The following is a 14,679-nucleotide window of genomic DNA, read 5'->3' as shown; positions in this document are numbered from 1 at the left end:
ATTAGCGACAATGTGGCAGGCAATATTTTTAGTCGATTCTTTACGATATAGTTAACGATAAAATCTTTTTATTTACCTTTCATCCATCTTAGGAATTTTTATCCATGTCATTACAACAAACCATTGAACAAGCCTTTGAAAACCGCAATGAATACAGCCCAAGCACTATGCCACAAGACGTACGTGATGCTATCAATCAAGTCCTTGAGCAACTAGACAACGGTAGCTTGCGCGTTGCCGAAAAGAAAGATGGCGAATGGGTCGTCAATCAATGGGCAAAAAAAGCGGTATTACTATCATTCCGCTTAAACGACAACTACGTTCAAGCAGCTGGCGAGCATGTACAGTTTTATGACAAAGTACCAACTAAATTTGCTAACTGGACTGAAGCACAGTTTAAAGAAGCAGGCGTACGCGTTGTACCACCGGCAGTCGCTCGTAAAGGCTCATTCATCGCGGCAGGCGCAGTATTAATGCCGTCGTATGTCAACATCGGCGCATATGTCGATCAAGGCGCGATGGTCGATACGTGGGCAACGGTCGGTTCATGTGCCCAAATCGGTAAAAACGTGCATCTATCAGGCGGCGTTGGTATCGGCGGTGTATTGGAGCCATTGCAAGCGAATCCAACGATCATCGAAGACAACTGCTTTATCGGTGCGCGTTCTGAAATTGTTGAAGGCGTGATCGTCGAAGAAGGCTCAGTCATCTCGATGGGTGTATTTATCGGTCAGTCAACGCGTATCTATGATCGCGAGACTGGCGAGATTCATCGCGGCCGTGTACCAGCAGGTTCTGTTGTCGTACCGGGTAGCTTACCGTCAGAAGATGGCACGCACAGCTTGTACGCTGCTATCATCGTGAAAAAAGTAGATGCGCAAACTCGTGCAAAAACATCGGTAAATGAGCTATTACGCTTAGCCTAAATATTTAGCACGTACCATTATTTGTTAAATAACATATACTTTATATAAAGATGCTGGAGGATGACTCCAGCATCTTTTTTGCAGCTTAATATAAGGTGTTGCGTTATAATCCTTTGTTGGTTTGGCTTTATGCAAACATAAAAACACCCACACAACCATCTGCCTTTTTTATTACGATTGATAAGTGCCTGATCGCCTTATCAACCTTTAACTGTATTTGACATATTATGAGTGAATCACCATTACGCACCGCCGCTATTCCTGTCACTGATCCTGAAGCAGGATTACGTCTGACTGAAATTTTTTACTCTTTGCAAGGTGAGGCGATAACGTCAGGCTTGCCGACGATATTTGTGCGTCTGACTGGCTGCCCGCTGCGCTGTGTCTATTGTGATACCGAATATGCATTTACGGGCGGCGAACGTCAGTCGCTAGAGACCATTATAGAAACTATCAAAGCTTATCCTTGCAAGCGTATTTGTCTGACAGGCGGCGAGCCATTAGCGCAGCCGAATGCCATTGAATTGATGAAACGTTTGCTGAGCGACGGTTATGAGATATCCCTTGAAACCGCAGGCGCGCTCACGGTAGAAAACGTACCAACAGCGGTCAGCAAGGTGATGGATCTTAAAACGCCAAGCTCAGGCGAGGTCGATAAAAACTTATGGTCAAATTTGGACCATCTTACTCAGCATGACCAAATCAAGTTTGTCATCATGAACCGTAAAGATTACGACTGGGCGCAAGCTATGCTAATCGAGCATAAGCTAAATGAATTGGTCGGAACCGTTTGGTTTTCTCCGATGTTTAACGTCGCCGATGATATCGATGAACAGTTCAGCCCTGACGTACCTGTGTTAGCACGAGAACTTGCTGAATGGATGCTGGCTGATGCCTTGCCTGTCCGCTTTCAATTACAATTGCACAAAATCATTTGGGCAGATGCTAAAGGTAAATAGAAAAGCCCATAAAAAAGCAGGTAAAAATCACTAAACGAACGGACATATAGTCGGTTCAGTATAATTTGGATACAAGGAAGGCGAGTGAAAGTACTACAAGTAGTAGACTGAGCAAGCTTGACACCGTATCCAATTTATAGAGGATTGACTCTATATAGCCAACGGTAAGGATTCAGGGATGGTCAAACTCATTTTGCTCGGCTTGTTGGCGGGTGCGTTCTTTAGTTCCACTTTTATTTTAAACGAGCTGATGAGTGATGCAGGCGGTCACTGGTTTTGGTCAGCCAGTCTCCGCTATGTCTTTATGTGGTTGATTATCACCGCTGTTATTGTTATGCAGCATGGTTTTGGTCGTATCAAAGCGCTAACAGCGATTTTTTTTCAGCACTGGGGTTTTTGGTGCCTGACTGGCAGTATCGGATTTGGGCTATTTTATACGGGTATTTGCTATGCCGCCGACCATGTCGCCGGTTGGGTGGTAGCAGCCACCTTTATGTTTACCGTCGTGACTAGCCTGCTCGTCTTACTGGCATTTGGCCAACGTTTTGATAAAAAATTCATCGTTTATGCCGTTATTGTCTTTATCGGTGTGGTACTGGTCAATGTCAGCGAAGGCTTGCACGCGGCGGCCATAGTCGATGCTGATGCCGTCCCCATGTCTGATATGCTGCTCTATGGCGCATTACCTGCTCTCATCGCCGCTTTTAGCTATCCCATTGGCAATCAATTGGTTTGGCAAGCGTCTCATAATGCTCGCCAGCGTAATACTCATCTACAAGAAGCAGCGGCGTTAAAGGCTCAACGAGACAATCTCAATAGTAATGAGCCACTCATATCTGAAGCCTATGATTTACCAGCTGCCACTTATGATGCTACCGATATCGATAGTACATATAAAAGTGAGACGGCAACATCATCCCTACAAAACCTAATTGCTCGTATTCCCTCTATCGAAACCACGCTGCTGCAAAATGCCTTTAATAAAGTATGGCTAATGACGCTCGGGAGTTTGCCCTTTTGGATGTTTTTAGGCATTATAGTGCGCCCTGATCAACCACAAGTCTCACAAATATTTAATACGTTGCTCGTTGCTCTATTGGCGGGTGTGGCAGCGACCACCATATTTTTGTATGCACGTGAGCAAGCGGTTACCTCAAGTGAGGTTGCGGGCGTTGATTCTACTCAAGCCAGCGAGGTGATATTTGCCTTGATAGGCGGTATATTATTGCTCAACAACGAGATACCTTCCACATTGGGGTTGGTCGGTATTGGGCTGATTATGTTGGGACTGGTACTATTTGCCAAAGATGGGTGAGACCAAATAACGCTATGATGAATAATTTTATTTTTCCTGATATTCTGCTGTATTTACTCGATATGGTTGGTGTGATTGCTTGTGCTATCGCCGGTACTTTGCTCGCCCAACATAAAGGGTTCGATATTGCTGGCTGCATCTTAGTTTCGATGGTCAATGCCATTGGCGGTGGTACGCTACGCGATATGGCGCTAGATCGCCATCCGCTATTTTGGATGACCGATCTTAACTATGTGATTGTCATCACCGTCACCTCCCTTATCCTACAGATATTTTTTCATCTGTATCACAAGATTGATAACGCCCTCAAACTCTTTGATGCCATTGGGCTAGCCGCCTTTAGCGTTATTGGTTTTAAAATAGCATTGACCCAAGATATGTCGCCCGTGATTGCCATTATGATGGGTGTTTGGACAGCCATCATTGGCGGTATGCTACGTGATATTATTTGTAATGAGATACCGCTGGTGCTACAGCGCGAGATTTATATCTCTGCAAGTATTGTAGGCTCGGTCACTTATTTGCTGCTTGACAGTTTGGGTATGGATGCCGGATTGAATGAATTTGTTATGCTGGGCGTTATCTTTGCAGTGCGAATGTTAGCGTTGCGCTTTGATTGGCACCTGCCTTCTATTCGCTTGGTTAAATAAGACGGATTTGGATTGTTTAAAAAGCAACCTCTCTTATATTCGCTTATAATGCTTAGCCAATCATCATAAAAACTTACTGAGATTCGCACATGTTGGCTATCGCGTTGGACCCTACGGTACTGATCACGACGTTCGACCCGCGTTCTTTGCTCTACTTGTTTGACATGATCGGCATTGTGGCTTGTAGTATCTCAGGGACTATCCTAGCAAAACATAAAAAATTCGACGTTTTTGGCTGCTTGTTGGTATCAATCGTGACCGCTATCGGCGGCGGCACCGTCCGTGATGTAATTTTGGATCGTCATCCACTGTTCTGGATGGTAGATATGAGCTACTTGACCGTCATCACCTTCTGCTCATTAGCGACACAAATATTTTTTCGTCCTAATTCAAGACGCGTCGATAGATTTCTCAAGCTCTCCGATACCATTGGTCTGTCAGCCTTTACCTTGATTGGTATCAAGGTTGCCGATAGTATGGGCGCCAATGTGCCCGTGGCGTTATTGCTTGGGGTGATTACTATTATTGTCGGCGGTATCATCCGCGATATGATTTGCAATGAGATTCCGCTGGTGCTACAGCAAGAGATTTATATCACCGCAGCCTTAACAGGCGGCATTCTATACTTTGCCCTGCACAATTTAGGCGTGGCGGATTGGATTGCTGACATCTCTGCCATGACTACGATTTTTACGTTAAGAATGCTCGCCATTCGCTACGATTGGCAATTCCCTGCTCTTGAATGGAAGTATTAAACCCTAGGGCGTGTCTTCAATTCACTCGATAGTCATCTAAATGGGCTAAAAATGGCTAAATCTTGCCAAACATCGTCAAATAGCTTGTTAATATCCCGATATTATCTACGCTATTTTTCTTGTTTGACGGCAATTTATCTCATTTTTATCGCCATTTCTGAAATGAAGACACGCCCTACAATGCCAATATTAAAAAAGCGTCAACCTTAAACACAGTTGACGCCTTATTATTGTCTTTTCGTAGTCTTAGAATAAGGTAACATCCTTATTCATTAACGACTGCTAAGTCCCTTACCATCAGTTGCAGACTTTGCTTGCCATTCCATTCATTAATATCCAATTGAAATAACACATGCACTTTTTCGGCACGATAGTCCCATGCCTCGCTATCGAAGTTAAAATAAATCGCTTCAATCGGATACTGCACATCAGGATAACGCAGTGATAGTTTAAGGTGCTTGTCTTTTAATACCTTAAAGCTTAATACTTCGAATACCCCATCAAATATCGGCGGTGCAAAGCCATGACCCCAAATACTGGCATTGGCCAAATGCTCAGCAAACCATAAGCTAAAGTCGCTCGCCTGCAACGCTCCATCGGTGAATTTCTGCTCAGCAAATACGTCATCCTCCATCTCTGCCATGACGTCATTGAACGCTGTGGCAAATGCCTCAAAGTTGCGACGCTTCAAGGTCAGACCTGCTGCCATCGCATGACCACCGAAATGGCTGATTAGGTCAGGATGGCGCTCAGCAACTTGTTCAATCGCATCACGAATATGCACGCCAGCGATAGACCGCGCAGAACCTTTAATGGCATCGTCGTCACCTGTACGCTCTGTATCTGCTGGCGCAAAAACGATACTGGGCAAATAATGACTTTCTTTTAAACGTCCAGCGACGATACCGATAACACCTTGATGCCAGTCATCTTGATACAAAATAATGCTGCGATCTTGATTATTAACAGCCTGTCTCTCAGTGTTATGCTGAATAATAGTATCGCCGCTTTCGTCAGCATCATTATCGTTATTAGTAGCAGCTAATGCTTGTACGATGCTATCCGCTTGCGCGCGCATCTCACCTTCTACGTGACGACGGGTACGGTTTAGCTGCTCAAGCTCTTGCGCCAAGCGCTGCGCCGTACTCCAGTCTTCGGTCAATAGACACTCGATACCGATGCGCATATTGTCCATACGTCCGGCAGCATTGATACGAGGTCCTAATACAAAACCAAAATCTTGCGCCTGCATCTTTTGGGGATCACGGCCCGCTTGCTCAAGCAATGCCAATATACCCAGACAGCAGCGTCCTTGCTGGATAGCCGCCAGTCCATGATGCACTAAGATGCGATTATTTTTATCCAGTACACCAACGTCTGCAATCGTCCCAAGCGCCACCAAATCCAAATACTGACTGACTTGCACGGTAGATTTATCGGCTTCACGGCGCAGCTTAGCTAAGCGTCCGAGCACATAAAATGCCACGCCGACCCCTACGAGCGCTTTGCTGGTAAAGTTGCAGTCGAGCTGGTTGGGATTGACCACCGCTTCAGCAGGTGGTGTCTCTTTGGTAGTCAGATGATGATCCGTAATGATCACAGTGATGCCGTCGGCCTGCGCACGTGCCACGCCTTCATGACTTGATATACCGTTGTCTACCGTGACAATCAACTCTGGCTGATACGTCTTAATGCCTAATTCGACAATCTCTGGCGTCAAACCATAGCCGTATTTAAAGCGATCTGGTACTAGGAAGTCGACAACTGCGCCCATTTTTTTGAGTGCACGCATCATCAGCGCGGTACTGGTCGCGCCATCACAGTCAAAATCGCCCACGATAAGGATACGCTGACCGTCATCGATGGCAACGTCTAATAGACGCACTGCTTCTGTGACGCCATGCAGCATCTCTGCGGGCAACAGACCTGACAGGCCAGTCTCAAGCTCATCGGGCTGGGTAATACCGCGAGCTGCATATAAGCGAGCGAGCGTTAATGATTGGGCGGCAAGTGGTTGCAACGCGGTGGGCAACTCGTCGATGCGAGTGCTGGTATAACGGGGGGTTAAATTTAGCATGAGGCTATTCTACTGGCTTTAGCAGAGGGTCACAATGGTAATTTATAATGCCTCGGTATATCGTTTTTGATTGCATTACATTGTAATAAATCATACTTTACTGCCTGCGTAAATCAAGTTATCCATGCTTACCTACCTAGCGCACATAACTGCGCATTTACAAAAACGGTGCATAGTGACCGTATTTTTCTGCATTTTGCTACAAAGCAATGATTGTATGCCTCTTATAAATCCATAAAATAGTAACCAACTGAGAGACTTGCTATCTATTGAGACTTTTAATCTGATTTTTTTATTTTAACTATTTATAAGGATGCGTTATGAAAACCACACCAACCGCTGAAAAACTACCAAATACTATCGATCCTAGCTTAGATTTGGAAACAGTAAAAAAAGAGTGCCAAAAGCTGGTCAAAAAACGCGCCAAATATTCTGCCGGTGTCGCCATCATTCCTGTGCCATTTTTTGATGTTGCTGTGGATGCGGGCATGCTTACCCAACTATTGCCAGAAATCAGTGAACGCTTTGGCTTGATTGAAGGACGTCAATCAGCAGTTGACCTAGAGTCACGCGCGATTCATTGGGGTGCTCTAAAAGATCGTACTGTCGATTTTGCAGGATTAATGGCGACGCGCGGTATCGTCAAAAAGACCGTACAAGGCTTCGGCGGTCGTATCGCTGCCAAGCAAGTGACGAAATTCATCCCGTTAGGTGGCCAAATGGTTGCTGCTACGATGGGCTATATGATTTTCAAAAAAATCGCGAATGATCATATCGAAGAGTGCTACAAATTAGCAAAAGACATTCAGCAAAAGCAACACGGCAAGAATGTCTAACTCTGTTAAACAATAGAGAATAGCTCTATAAAGTAAAACCAGCTAAGACGCATTGTCTTAGCTGGTTTTTTTGTGCTTAGTTACGCATATGCATATATAGGTTTAATTTCTCAATTTAATGACAGCCTTTTTCATAATACATTTCTAACTCAGAATACTCTATATCACTAATTATAATAATGTTATCTGCATAAGGACGATACTTTCTAACCATTATTTTCGCTGTTGGTTTGTTCTCTATGAGAATTACCCCATCTTCGAGCCGAACATCGTTATCAAAACTAAATCCATCTCCCATGACTTTTGATGTAGAGCCTTTCCAATGACACTGCTCTATATGATAATCAGACATCACATATACACTTCTTATAAAAAACAGGCTGGGTATTAAAGCAATTAAGACACAGAAAATAAGTAACTTACGATTCATATGACATTTTACCCCTAGTTAAAATATATTTTGAATCACTTCTCTGTGCATAGTCAGATCCAAGTGGGTCGACAATGCGAACTTTTATAGTGGATTTACTACATAAATACTCCATGTAAATTTCATCTCTCTTATCTATAAAACTCGTTACATTAAGATGAATTTTATACGTAGATTATTACATGCCACATTTTAGAATAGATGGTTATGAGTTCACGTCAACAGTAATGCTGCTGTTGGGTTGCATCATGCTTTTCATCGCCAGTATTTCTGCGGTGTTTAATGACAGTTTTGATAACTTTTCGTGGAAACACATCACTACGTGGTTATTTATCGTGGGTGGTTTACTGATGATTATTGGATACATTGGTTATAAAGCCTATACGTATTATCATCCTTATGCATGGCTGGATTAACAGAGTGAATCCTCTAAAATCAGATACGGTATAGTTGATGGTGTCATTATTAGGTTTTGCTGATAATATACAGTTCTAAATAGCGCCGACACTTTAAAGGACTAACCCATGAAAAAAATCTTAATCTCAACGGCTATGCTTGCTACCTTCGCCCTAGCGGGTTGCACAACGACGGACGGTATGAATACTAATGCTGGCAATGCGATTGGTACAGCAAATAATATCGGTATGAACGTATTTAAAGCAGCAGTTGATAATCAGTGCCGTAGTCAGATTGAAAATCAAAGCGCTTGGCGCATTGCCAGTGTAGCCATGACTGAAACGCAAGAAGAAGCCATAAAAAGCAATGTCTGTGGCTGTGTCAGTGAGCAAGCCCCGCAGCAAGTGACCCTTGTTGAATTGGGTAATGCAGCGATAGACACACAGTATCGCACACAGTTGGTAACCAGAGTCGTCGCCAAATCTTTACAAACGTGTTATGCAAGTTTCACCAAATAAATTAAAACGCTTTGTATTTTTGGAGTGAACATAAGCTGGGTTAGCGATTGCTTAACCCAGCTTCTTCATATAGATTATTAAAATATAGTCAGCCCTATATAAATCGGATACGTTGTCAAATTCAGTCGACTATTAGCAGTATTTTTCGCTGAATTACTGTTATCCTAGTTATTTTAAGCTGACTTTAAATGATCATTACTTTTAACAGATATCAAGGATGATAGATGAAAAGACGTGAGTTTATAAAACTAGGCGGTCAAGCTACTGTCGCTGGCGCATTATTGACCCAGCTTAGTGCTTGTGGAGATGATAATAATGATTTTGTGAAGTCAGATAGCTTGGCGCCATTAGATGATTTGAGCTATCAAGGTGCAGCACCTTTCGTACATGGAATCGCCAGCGGTGACCCTTTGCATGATCGAGTGATACTGTGGACACGAATCACCAATGACGGCAGTATCAGTACCACTAGCATTCCAGTCGGATATGTCATCGCGACAGATCCAGAGCTCAAAAACATTGTCGCTAGCGGCAGAGCATTGGCCACCTCAGAGTCTGACTTTACGGTCAAAGTCGACCCAAAACTTCCCCAACCTAATACCACTTACTATTACACTTTTGAAGCTTTAGGCTATACATCCCCTATCGGTCGCACGCGCACGATACCCAATGCAGACTTGCCAGCCAGCGAAGTAGATCACGTGCGCTTAGCAGTGGTTTCCTGCTCTAATTATGGCTATGGATACTTTAATGGCTATGCAGATATCGCTAAACAAGCAGATATATCAGCCGTGTTGCATTTGGGTGACTATATTTATGAGTATCCAGAGGGGTTTTATCGGGATCAATCCTTGATAGAAGAGCGGCCGATAGACCCAAAGAATGAAATCATTAGCTTAGAAGATTACCGTCGTCGCTATGCCTGCTATCGCACTGATATTGACTTGCAAGAATGTCATCGCCAACATCCCTTTATCGCCGTTTGGGACGATCATGAGATTGCAGACAACTCATGGAAGGGTGGTGCTCGGTTCCATACTGACAGTAAAGGCAGCTATATAGAACGTAAAATGTCAGCGGTTCGCGCCTATCACGAGTGGATGCCTATCCGTGACGATAGCAGCAACGAGCTCGACAGTCAGCTGCGGATTTATCGACGCTTTGAGTTTGGTAAGTTGTTTGATCTAAATATGTTAGACACGCGTATATTTGGCCGTGAAAAGCTAGATGCGACAGCCAGTAATGAGCCTGAGCGTCAACTGCTAGGACTTGAGCAAGAAAACTGGCTCTATCTAAATATGCTAGAGGGAAAGCGCCGCGATGCGACATGGCAAATACTGGGACAACAAGTCATTTTAGCGCCGTTCAAAGGTGCATCTGCGACCAACTCTGGAGATATTTGGAATGGCTACGCCAGTGCGCGCGATCGTCTGCTCAATTTTATTGAAGACAACAATATCGATAACACCGTCGTGCTGACTGGCGATTACCATGCTTCCTTCGCTTTTGATGTCTGTAAAAACCCATTTGATGCTAGCAGCTACAACCCAAATACTGGTGCAGGGTCGCTGGCTGTCGAGTTCGTTTGCCCTGCTCTGACTTCCCTTGCCTTCCCTGAAAATAACAATGGACCAGAGGCTAATCCCCATCAGAAGTTTAACAATCAAACCGATCATGGATATATGCTACTCGATATCACCGAGCAGGCCTGCCAGTGCGATTGGTATTATACGGATACACTGACTGAGCGCGATGACAGCACTCGCTTTGCCAAAGGGCTGTATACCCAGACGAAGACCAATCATTTGGTTGAAGGCAGTCAATCTCGTCCTATCACCAACGTCGCTGCTTTAGCTGCTGCAAATAAAGCCGTCGGGATGAAAATATAAGTATCGTTAAGTGCTACAGATATTTAAAGCATTAAAGTAATGTTCGTTGAGAATACAAAACAACAAAAAGGGTGCGTTATTTATAACGCACCCTTTTTATTGCTGAGCCTTTGTACTATCCACTCCTCTCAGCTTATTACTTTGGCTTATTACTTTGGCTTATTACTTTGGCTTATTACTTTGGCTTATTACTTGTTTTTGTCAACTGGACTCTGTGACAGAGCTGCTGCGAAAGGCAGTATTTTACTGCGACTAAAATACTTAGAAGAGCCATCGATAATCTTGTCTACTTCTTTGATCAAATCATTAATAACGTCATCATAAACACCATGATATAGTTCGGTTTCGAATGCCGTAAAGGGATGCTTACGCGATGCCGAGCTGACCTCTGTCACGCCTTGCTTACTATAAAAAATATCGACTCGACCATCACTGTTGAGTACACAATTTAATAATCCGTCCTCCAGCTCCATCTCTACTCGCTCAGGCATAAAAATATAATCGTCTACATTGATGAGTTTTTTTTCTACTTCTCTTTTAAAAAATGATTTGATATCAAACATGGATATATCCCTGACCTCAATTATAATATACGTTAGCACGCCTGACTTTATGACCATCACCCAGCATTCATTTGCATGCTTGGTAGGTCGTGCTTTGTTAATGTATCCTATAAGATAGAGGGCTATTTTTTAAGACAGGAAATGTAAAACTGCGTGTGCGGTTGGTAATAGTAAGACGGTATATAGATTTAAAACCTGAGCCAGCATAAAAAATGTCCATTACACCGAATCAACTAAACTCCTCCAAGTAACTATTGTCTATAGTTGATATGGTTAAGCTTATATAAGCTAATCAGGAAAGCTAATAACAAAAAATTGCCATAAAAAAAGTCAGCCACCTAAGTGACTGACTTCATTTAAAATATTTGGTGGAGATGGCGGGAGTTGAACCCGCGTCCGCCAGCATTACGCTCATGAATCTACATGTTTAGTTTCTGTCTTTAATTTTAGTCTGCACCGATCCGACAGTCAGGATGGATTAGCCGATTCTCTACTTTTGAACCCAAGCGATTGAGACAATCCCTTGTGGCGAGCCTACATGCGGACGCTTCAACTTAGTTGACCAACTGTAGGTGATCAGCAACTTAGTAAGCAGGGTCTAAACCAAGTAAACTGGGTTTATGCTGCTAGAGCGTAATTTTCGTCGTTTGCGACTATAACAATATATGTTGGATTAACGAGAGGACATATACTCTCGACATGCATCATTGAGTTTCATCACCAGCGTCGAAGCCAGAACATCCCCAATAAGGTCGAGTATTATATAGGAATTAAGTACCAACTTTCAACCTATAAAACACCCTCATTACATTACGTTACAGCTCAATTCTCTAAGCCAATACTTTATTTAACCATTTACCAATATTTTGAATTTGTGGCATACATACCTGATGTGCCATTGGATAGGTATTATAAGACACATTATAATCTTTTGCTGATAAAAGCTGCTGCGCTTGCTCGCCTAAGATCACAGGAACGACTGGGTCGTGAGTACCATGCTCAATCAATATTGGCATGTCTCTATTAGCAGCACTATAATCAATATTATCATTGGTTGCTAAATACGTAGAGAGCGTCATCAGGCCAGCCAAGCGCTTCGGATAGCCGAGTGCCACATGATAAGCCACTGCCCCGCCCTGCGAAAACCCTGCAATCACAATATGCTCAGGAGCAACACCGCGCTCAACCTCACGGCTAATCAAATCATTGATCTGTTGGGCAGACTCTTCAATTTGAGCCACATCGATTTTGCGCTCAAGGCTCATCTCTAAAATATCGTACCAAGCAGGCATCACCATCCCGCCATTCACGGTCACTGGGCGCTTAGGTGCATGTGGAAAGATAAAGCGTACTGCCATATCATTAGCCAATTCTAACTGCGGTACTACTGGCTCAAAATCATGGCCGCTGGCACCCAAACCATGCAACCAAATGACAGCGCGATCTATCTTTTTTTGAGAAGGGTTATGTTCAACAGTAACAGCGTCTAAATAGTCAGTCATGACTGATCCTTAATACAGTTTTGAGAATTGGGAGTGAAATATTTTTGTAACAATCACTCGCCTGTCATTATCTTTTAAAAATTATCAGGTAACGTAAGGGATGGATAAATGACAGCAATATTGTACTTATTATTTTTCACTTTTTGTAGGGACAGTTTACATGACAATGTTAGATAATTCAGTGGCGACGCTCAATCAACTCAAAAAAACGCCATTTAAAACCGTTAAGACGGTCAGTATAGCCATAGCACTAGGGGCTACTTGCACCCTATCAATGGCCGCAGACGATATACGCAATACCACATTGACTCAAACATCCAATCAAACTATCAAGCCATCACTAAAACAATTACCAAAAAGCTTGCCTGCTAAGCCTCTCGCCTATACCTATGGTGTGCGGCCATTTTATTTGATCAATGATATGGATGAGAGCCCATTAAAAGAAGAGCTGTTGGCTTGCAAAGCACAATTACCTAGTAAAACGAACTTTTCTATTGCCCATCGAGGTGCGCCATTACAACTACCTGAACATACTTATGATAGCTATGTTGCCTCAGCGCAAATGGGTGCAGGCATATTAGAATGTGACGTGGCTTTTACCAATGACGGTGAGCTGGTCTGCCGCCATGCACAAGACGATCTGCATACCACTACTAATATCCTTGCTACCCCGCTGGCCAAACAGTGCACCGTACCGCCAATCATAGATGCCAATGGTGTACTGACCAATGCTGACAGTATTGAATGCCGTACCTCAGACATTAGCGCAAGTGAATTTAAAACCCTCACAGGGAAAATGGACGCCGCGAATAAAAAAGCGACCAGTATCGATGAATATATGAATGCGACTGCGCCTTGGCGAACGGACTTATACTCACAAAATGGCAAGGTATTGACTTTGAAAGAGCATATCGCATTAGCACGCCAACTGGGCATGAAGCACACGCCTGAGCTAAAAGCGCCTGCCGTGACCATGCCGTTCAATGGTTACCGTTTAGACGATTACCGCCAACAGCTCATAGAGACTTATAAGACAGCGGGTGTGCCTGCAAACGATGTATTTGCGCAGTCATTCAATATAGAAGACCTTGATTACTGGATAAAAAATGAGCCAGCTTATGGTGCCAATGCCGTTTATCTCATCGATGACAGTAATGAAACCGCTAAAAACAAGACGTTTGATAAAGATGATGCGACAACATGGAAGCACTCCTTGGCTGAGATCAAAGCCCGTGGCATTAACATCATTGCGCCAGCACTTTGGCTATTAGTCACAACTGATGACAATGGAAAAATGATACCGTCAGCCTATGCAAAACAAGCAAAAGCCAATGACCTAAAAATCATTACGTGGTCGATAGAGCGTTCAGGGCCATTAACCGATGGCGGTGACTGGTATTATAGTGGTCTTGGCGAGGCTATCAATAATGATGGTGATATGATGAATTATATCGATGTGTTGGCACAAGACGTCGGTGTTCAAGGTATCTTTTCAGATTGGCCTGCTACAGTGAGTTATTATGCCAACTGCAAAGGCTTAAAATAGGTTAATCCGACTCCTTTTTCTTATCTAAGTGTCTAATATTAAGACACGCCCAATACCAGCTTAATTATTGTTAAGCTGGTTTTTTATTTTCCATTGGTTGTATCAGCATCATTGGATAAGAACCATTTGCTTAGGGCGTGTCCTCAATCTGAACAAAACCTTTTAAATGGGTTAAAAAAGGCTATATTCTCGCCACTTTTCGAAAATTTATAGACAATATGTTCATATTCTCTGCAAAATTTCCATCGATTGGCAAAAATCTATCTCTTTTTATTTCCATTTTCAAAATGAGGACATGCCCTAATACCCTGCTTTTC

The 14,679-nt window shown here is 43.3% G+C and carries 14 protein-coding genes and 1 other RNA gene; 10 read left to right on the top strand and 5 right to left on the bottom strand.

Annotated elements, in window-relative coordinates; genetic code table 11:
• Nucleotides 1-104 precede the first annotated feature (104 nt).
• From dapD to ACMFL8_RS04935, 5 genes are all read left to right on the top strand, one after another.
• Entirely contained in the window at nt 105-926 is an 822-nt protein-coding gene (gene dapD, locus ACMFL8_RS04955; RefSeq protein WP_010199491.1) for a 2,3,4,5-tetrahydropyridine-2,6-dicarboxylate N-succinyltransferase, read from the top strand.
• A 227-nt stretch (nt 927-1,153) separates the two neighbouring features.
• Nucleotides 1,154-1,885, top strand: coding sequence for a 7-carboxy-7-deazaguanine synthase QueE (queE, locus tag ACMFL8_RS04950; RefSeq protein ID WP_352310179.1), 732 nt, complete (start codon nt 1,154-1,156; stop codon nt 1,883-1,885).
• 178 nt (nt 1,886-2,063) lie between these two features.
• Nucleotides 2,064-3,200: a multidrug resistance efflux transporter family protein gene (locus ACMFL8_RS04945; protein ID WP_413190260.1), complete on the top strand. Its 1,137-nt coding sequence runs from the start codon at nt 2,064-2,066 to the stop codon at nt 3,198-3,200.
• 14 nt (nt 3,201-3,214) lie between these two features.
• Nucleotides 3,215-3,850: a trimeric intracellular cation channel family protein gene (locus ACMFL8_RS04940; protein ID WP_189584397.1), complete on the top strand. Its 636-nt coding sequence runs from the start codon at nt 3,215-3,217 to the stop codon at nt 3,848-3,850.
• 89 nt (nt 3,851-3,939) lie between these two features.
• Nucleotides 3,940-4,605, top strand: coding sequence for a trimeric intracellular cation channel family protein (locus ACMFL8_RS04935; protein ID WP_010199481.1), 666 nt, complete (start codon nt 3,940-3,942; stop codon nt 4,603-4,605).
• A 265-nt stretch (nt 4,606-4,870) separates the two neighbouring features.
• On the opposite strand, the gene recJ is transcribed toward ACMFL8_RS04935, so the two are convergent.
• Nucleotides 4,871-6,682, bottom strand: coding sequence for a single-stranded-DNA-specific exonuclease RecJ (recJ, locus tag ACMFL8_RS04930; protein ID WP_413190259.1), 1,812 nt, complete (start codon nt 6,680-6,682; stop codon nt 4,871-4,873).
• A gap of 320 nt (nt 6,683-7,002) precedes the next feature.
• On the opposite strand from recJ, the gene ACMFL8_RS04925 reads away from it, so the two are divergent.
• The gene (locus tag ACMFL8_RS04925) at nt 7,003-7,518 is read left to right on the top strand and encodes a hypothetical protein (RefSeq protein ID WP_010199475.1); all 516 of its coding nucleotides are present in this window, start codon (nt 7,003-7,005) and stop codon (nt 7,516-7,518) included.
• A 115-nt stretch (nt 7,519-7,633) separates the two neighbouring features.
• On the opposite strand, the gene ACMFL8_RS04920 is transcribed toward ACMFL8_RS04925, so the two are convergent.
• Nucleotides 7,634-7,948, bottom strand: coding sequence for a hypothetical protein (locus ACMFL8_RS04920; protein WP_194620119.1), 315 nt, complete (start codon nt 7,946-7,948; stop codon nt 7,634-7,636).
• A 182-nt stretch (nt 7,949-8,130) separates the two neighbouring features.
• Between ACMFL8_RS04920 and ACMFL8_RS04915 the strand changes: the two genes are divergently transcribed.
• The 3 genes from ACMFL8_RS04915 to ACMFL8_RS04905 all read left to right on the top strand — a co-directional run bounded on the left by ACMFL8_RS04915 (nt 8,131) and on the right by ACMFL8_RS04905 (nt 10,751).
• The gene (locus ACMFL8_RS04915) at nt 8,131-8,364 is read left to right on the top strand and encodes a hypothetical protein (protein ID WP_194620120.1); all 234 of its coding nucleotides are present in this window, start codon (nt 8,131-8,133) and stop codon (nt 8,362-8,364) included.
• 108 nt (nt 8,365-8,472) lie between these two features.
• The gene (locus ACMFL8_RS04910; RefSeq protein ID WP_194620121.1) at nt 8,473-8,862 is read left to right on the top strand and encodes a hypothetical protein; all 390 of its coding nucleotides are present in this window, start codon (nt 8,473-8,475) and stop codon (nt 8,860-8,862) included.
• 224 nt (nt 8,863-9,086) lie between these two features.
• Nucleotides 9,087-10,751 (top strand): alkaline phosphatase D family protein, encoded by a 1,665-nt coding sequence (locus ACMFL8_RS04905; RefSeq protein ID WP_413190258.1) that lies wholly within the window; start codon nt 9,087-9,089, stop codon nt 10,749-10,751.
• Between the two features lie 188 nt (nt 10,752-10,939).
• Here ACMFL8_RS04905 and ACMFL8_RS04900 read toward each other — a convergent pair whose 3' ends face one another.
• The 3 genes from ACMFL8_RS04900 to ACMFL8_RS04890 all read right to left on the bottom strand — a co-directional run bounded on the left by ACMFL8_RS04900 (nt 10,940) and on the right by ACMFL8_RS04890 (nt 12,816).
• The gene (locus ACMFL8_RS04900) at nt 10,940-11,314 is read right to left on the bottom strand and encodes a hypothetical protein (RefSeq protein WP_413190257.1); all 375 of its coding nucleotides are present in this window, start codon (nt 11,312-11,314) and stop codon (nt 10,940-10,942) included.
• Between the two features lie 366 nt (nt 11,315-11,680).
• Nucleotides 11,681-12,059, bottom strand: a transfer-messenger RNA (tmRNA) gene (ssrA, locus tag ACMFL8_RS04895).
• Nucleotides 12,060-12,144: 85 nt separating this feature from the next.
• Nucleotides 12,145-12,816 carry an alpha/beta hydrolase gene (locus ACMFL8_RS04890; protein WP_413190256.1) on the bottom strand — a complete coding sequence of 224 codons (672 nt, stop codon included), beginning with the start codon at nt 12,814-12,816 and terminating at the stop codon, nt 12,145-12,147.
• 160 nt (nt 12,817-12,976) lie between these two features.
• On the opposite strand from ACMFL8_RS04890, the gene ACMFL8_RS04885 reads away from it, so the two are divergent.
• Nucleotides 12,977-14,362, top strand: a complete 1,386-nt coding sequence (locus tag ACMFL8_RS04885) for a glycerophosphodiester phosphodiesterase family protein (RefSeq protein ID WP_413190255.1) — start codon at nt 12,977-12,979, stop codon at nt 14,360-14,362.
• The last annotated feature ends 317 nt before the right edge of the window (nt 14,363-14,679 follow it).

This window comes from Psychrobacter sp. AT9 (assembly GCF_047272965.1).
GTDB classification, from domain to species: Bacteria; Pseudomonadota; Gammaproteobacteria; order Pseudomonadales; family Moraxellaceae; genus Psychrobacter; species Psychrobacter glaciei.
Note: the sequence above shows the minus strand (reverse complement) of the source record. Positions and strands in the feature narration are given on the sequence as shown.

Excerpts from the sequence above, each read along its gene's own strand:
- dapD (WP_010199491.1), top strand. The coding sequence starts at position 105 with ATGTCATTACAACAAACCATTGAACAAGCCTTTGAAAACCGCAATGAA.
- queE (WP_352310179.1), top strand. The coding sequence starts at position 1,154 with ATGAGTGAATCACCATTACGCACCGCCGCTATTCCTGTCACTGATCCT.
- ACMFL8_RS04945 (WP_413190260.1), top strand. The coding sequence starts at position 2,064 with ATGGTCAAACTCATTTTGCTCGGCTTGTTGGCGGGTGCGTTCTTTAGT.
- ACMFL8_RS04940 (WP_189584397.1), top strand. The coding sequence starts at position 3,215 with ATGATGAATAATTTTATTTTTCCTGATATTCTGCTGTATTTACTCGAT.
- ACMFL8_RS04935 (WP_010199481.1), top strand. The coding sequence starts at position 3,940 with ATGTTGGCTATCGCGTTGGACCCTACGGTACTGATCACGACGTTCGAC.
- recJ (WP_413190259.1), bottom strand. The coding sequence starts at position 6,682 with ATGCTAAATTTAACCCCCCGTTATACCAGCACTCGCATCGACGAGTTG.
- ACMFL8_RS04925 (WP_010199475.1), top strand. The coding sequence starts at position 7,003 with ATGAAAACCACACCAACCGCTGAAAAACTACCAAATACTATCGATCCT.
- ACMFL8_RS04920 (WP_194620119.1), bottom strand. The coding sequence starts at position 7,948 with ATGAATCGTAAGTTACTTATTTTCTGTGTCTTAATTGCTTTAATACCC.
- ACMFL8_RS04915 (WP_194620120.1), top strand. The coding sequence starts at position 8,131 with ATGCCACATTTTAGAATAGATGGTTATGAGTTCACGTCAACAGTAATG.
- ACMFL8_RS04910 (WP_194620121.1), top strand. The coding sequence starts at position 8,473 with ATGAAAAAAATCTTAATCTCAACGGCTATGCTTGCTACCTTCGCCCTA.
- ACMFL8_RS04905 (WP_413190258.1), top strand. The coding sequence starts at position 9,087 with ATGAAAAGACGTGAGTTTATAAAACTAGGCGGTCAAGCTACTGTCGCT.
- ACMFL8_RS04900 (WP_413190257.1), bottom strand. The coding sequence starts at position 11,314 with ATGTTTGATATCAAATCATTTTTTAAAAGAGAAGTAGAAAAAAAACTC.
- ACMFL8_RS04890 (WP_413190256.1), bottom strand. The coding sequence starts at position 12,816 with ATGACTGACTATTTAGACGCTGTTACTGTTGAACATAACCCTTCTCAA.
- ACMFL8_RS04885 (WP_413190255.1), top strand. The coding sequence starts at position 12,977 with ATGACAATGTTAGATAATTCAGTGGCGACGCTCAATCAACTCAAAAAA.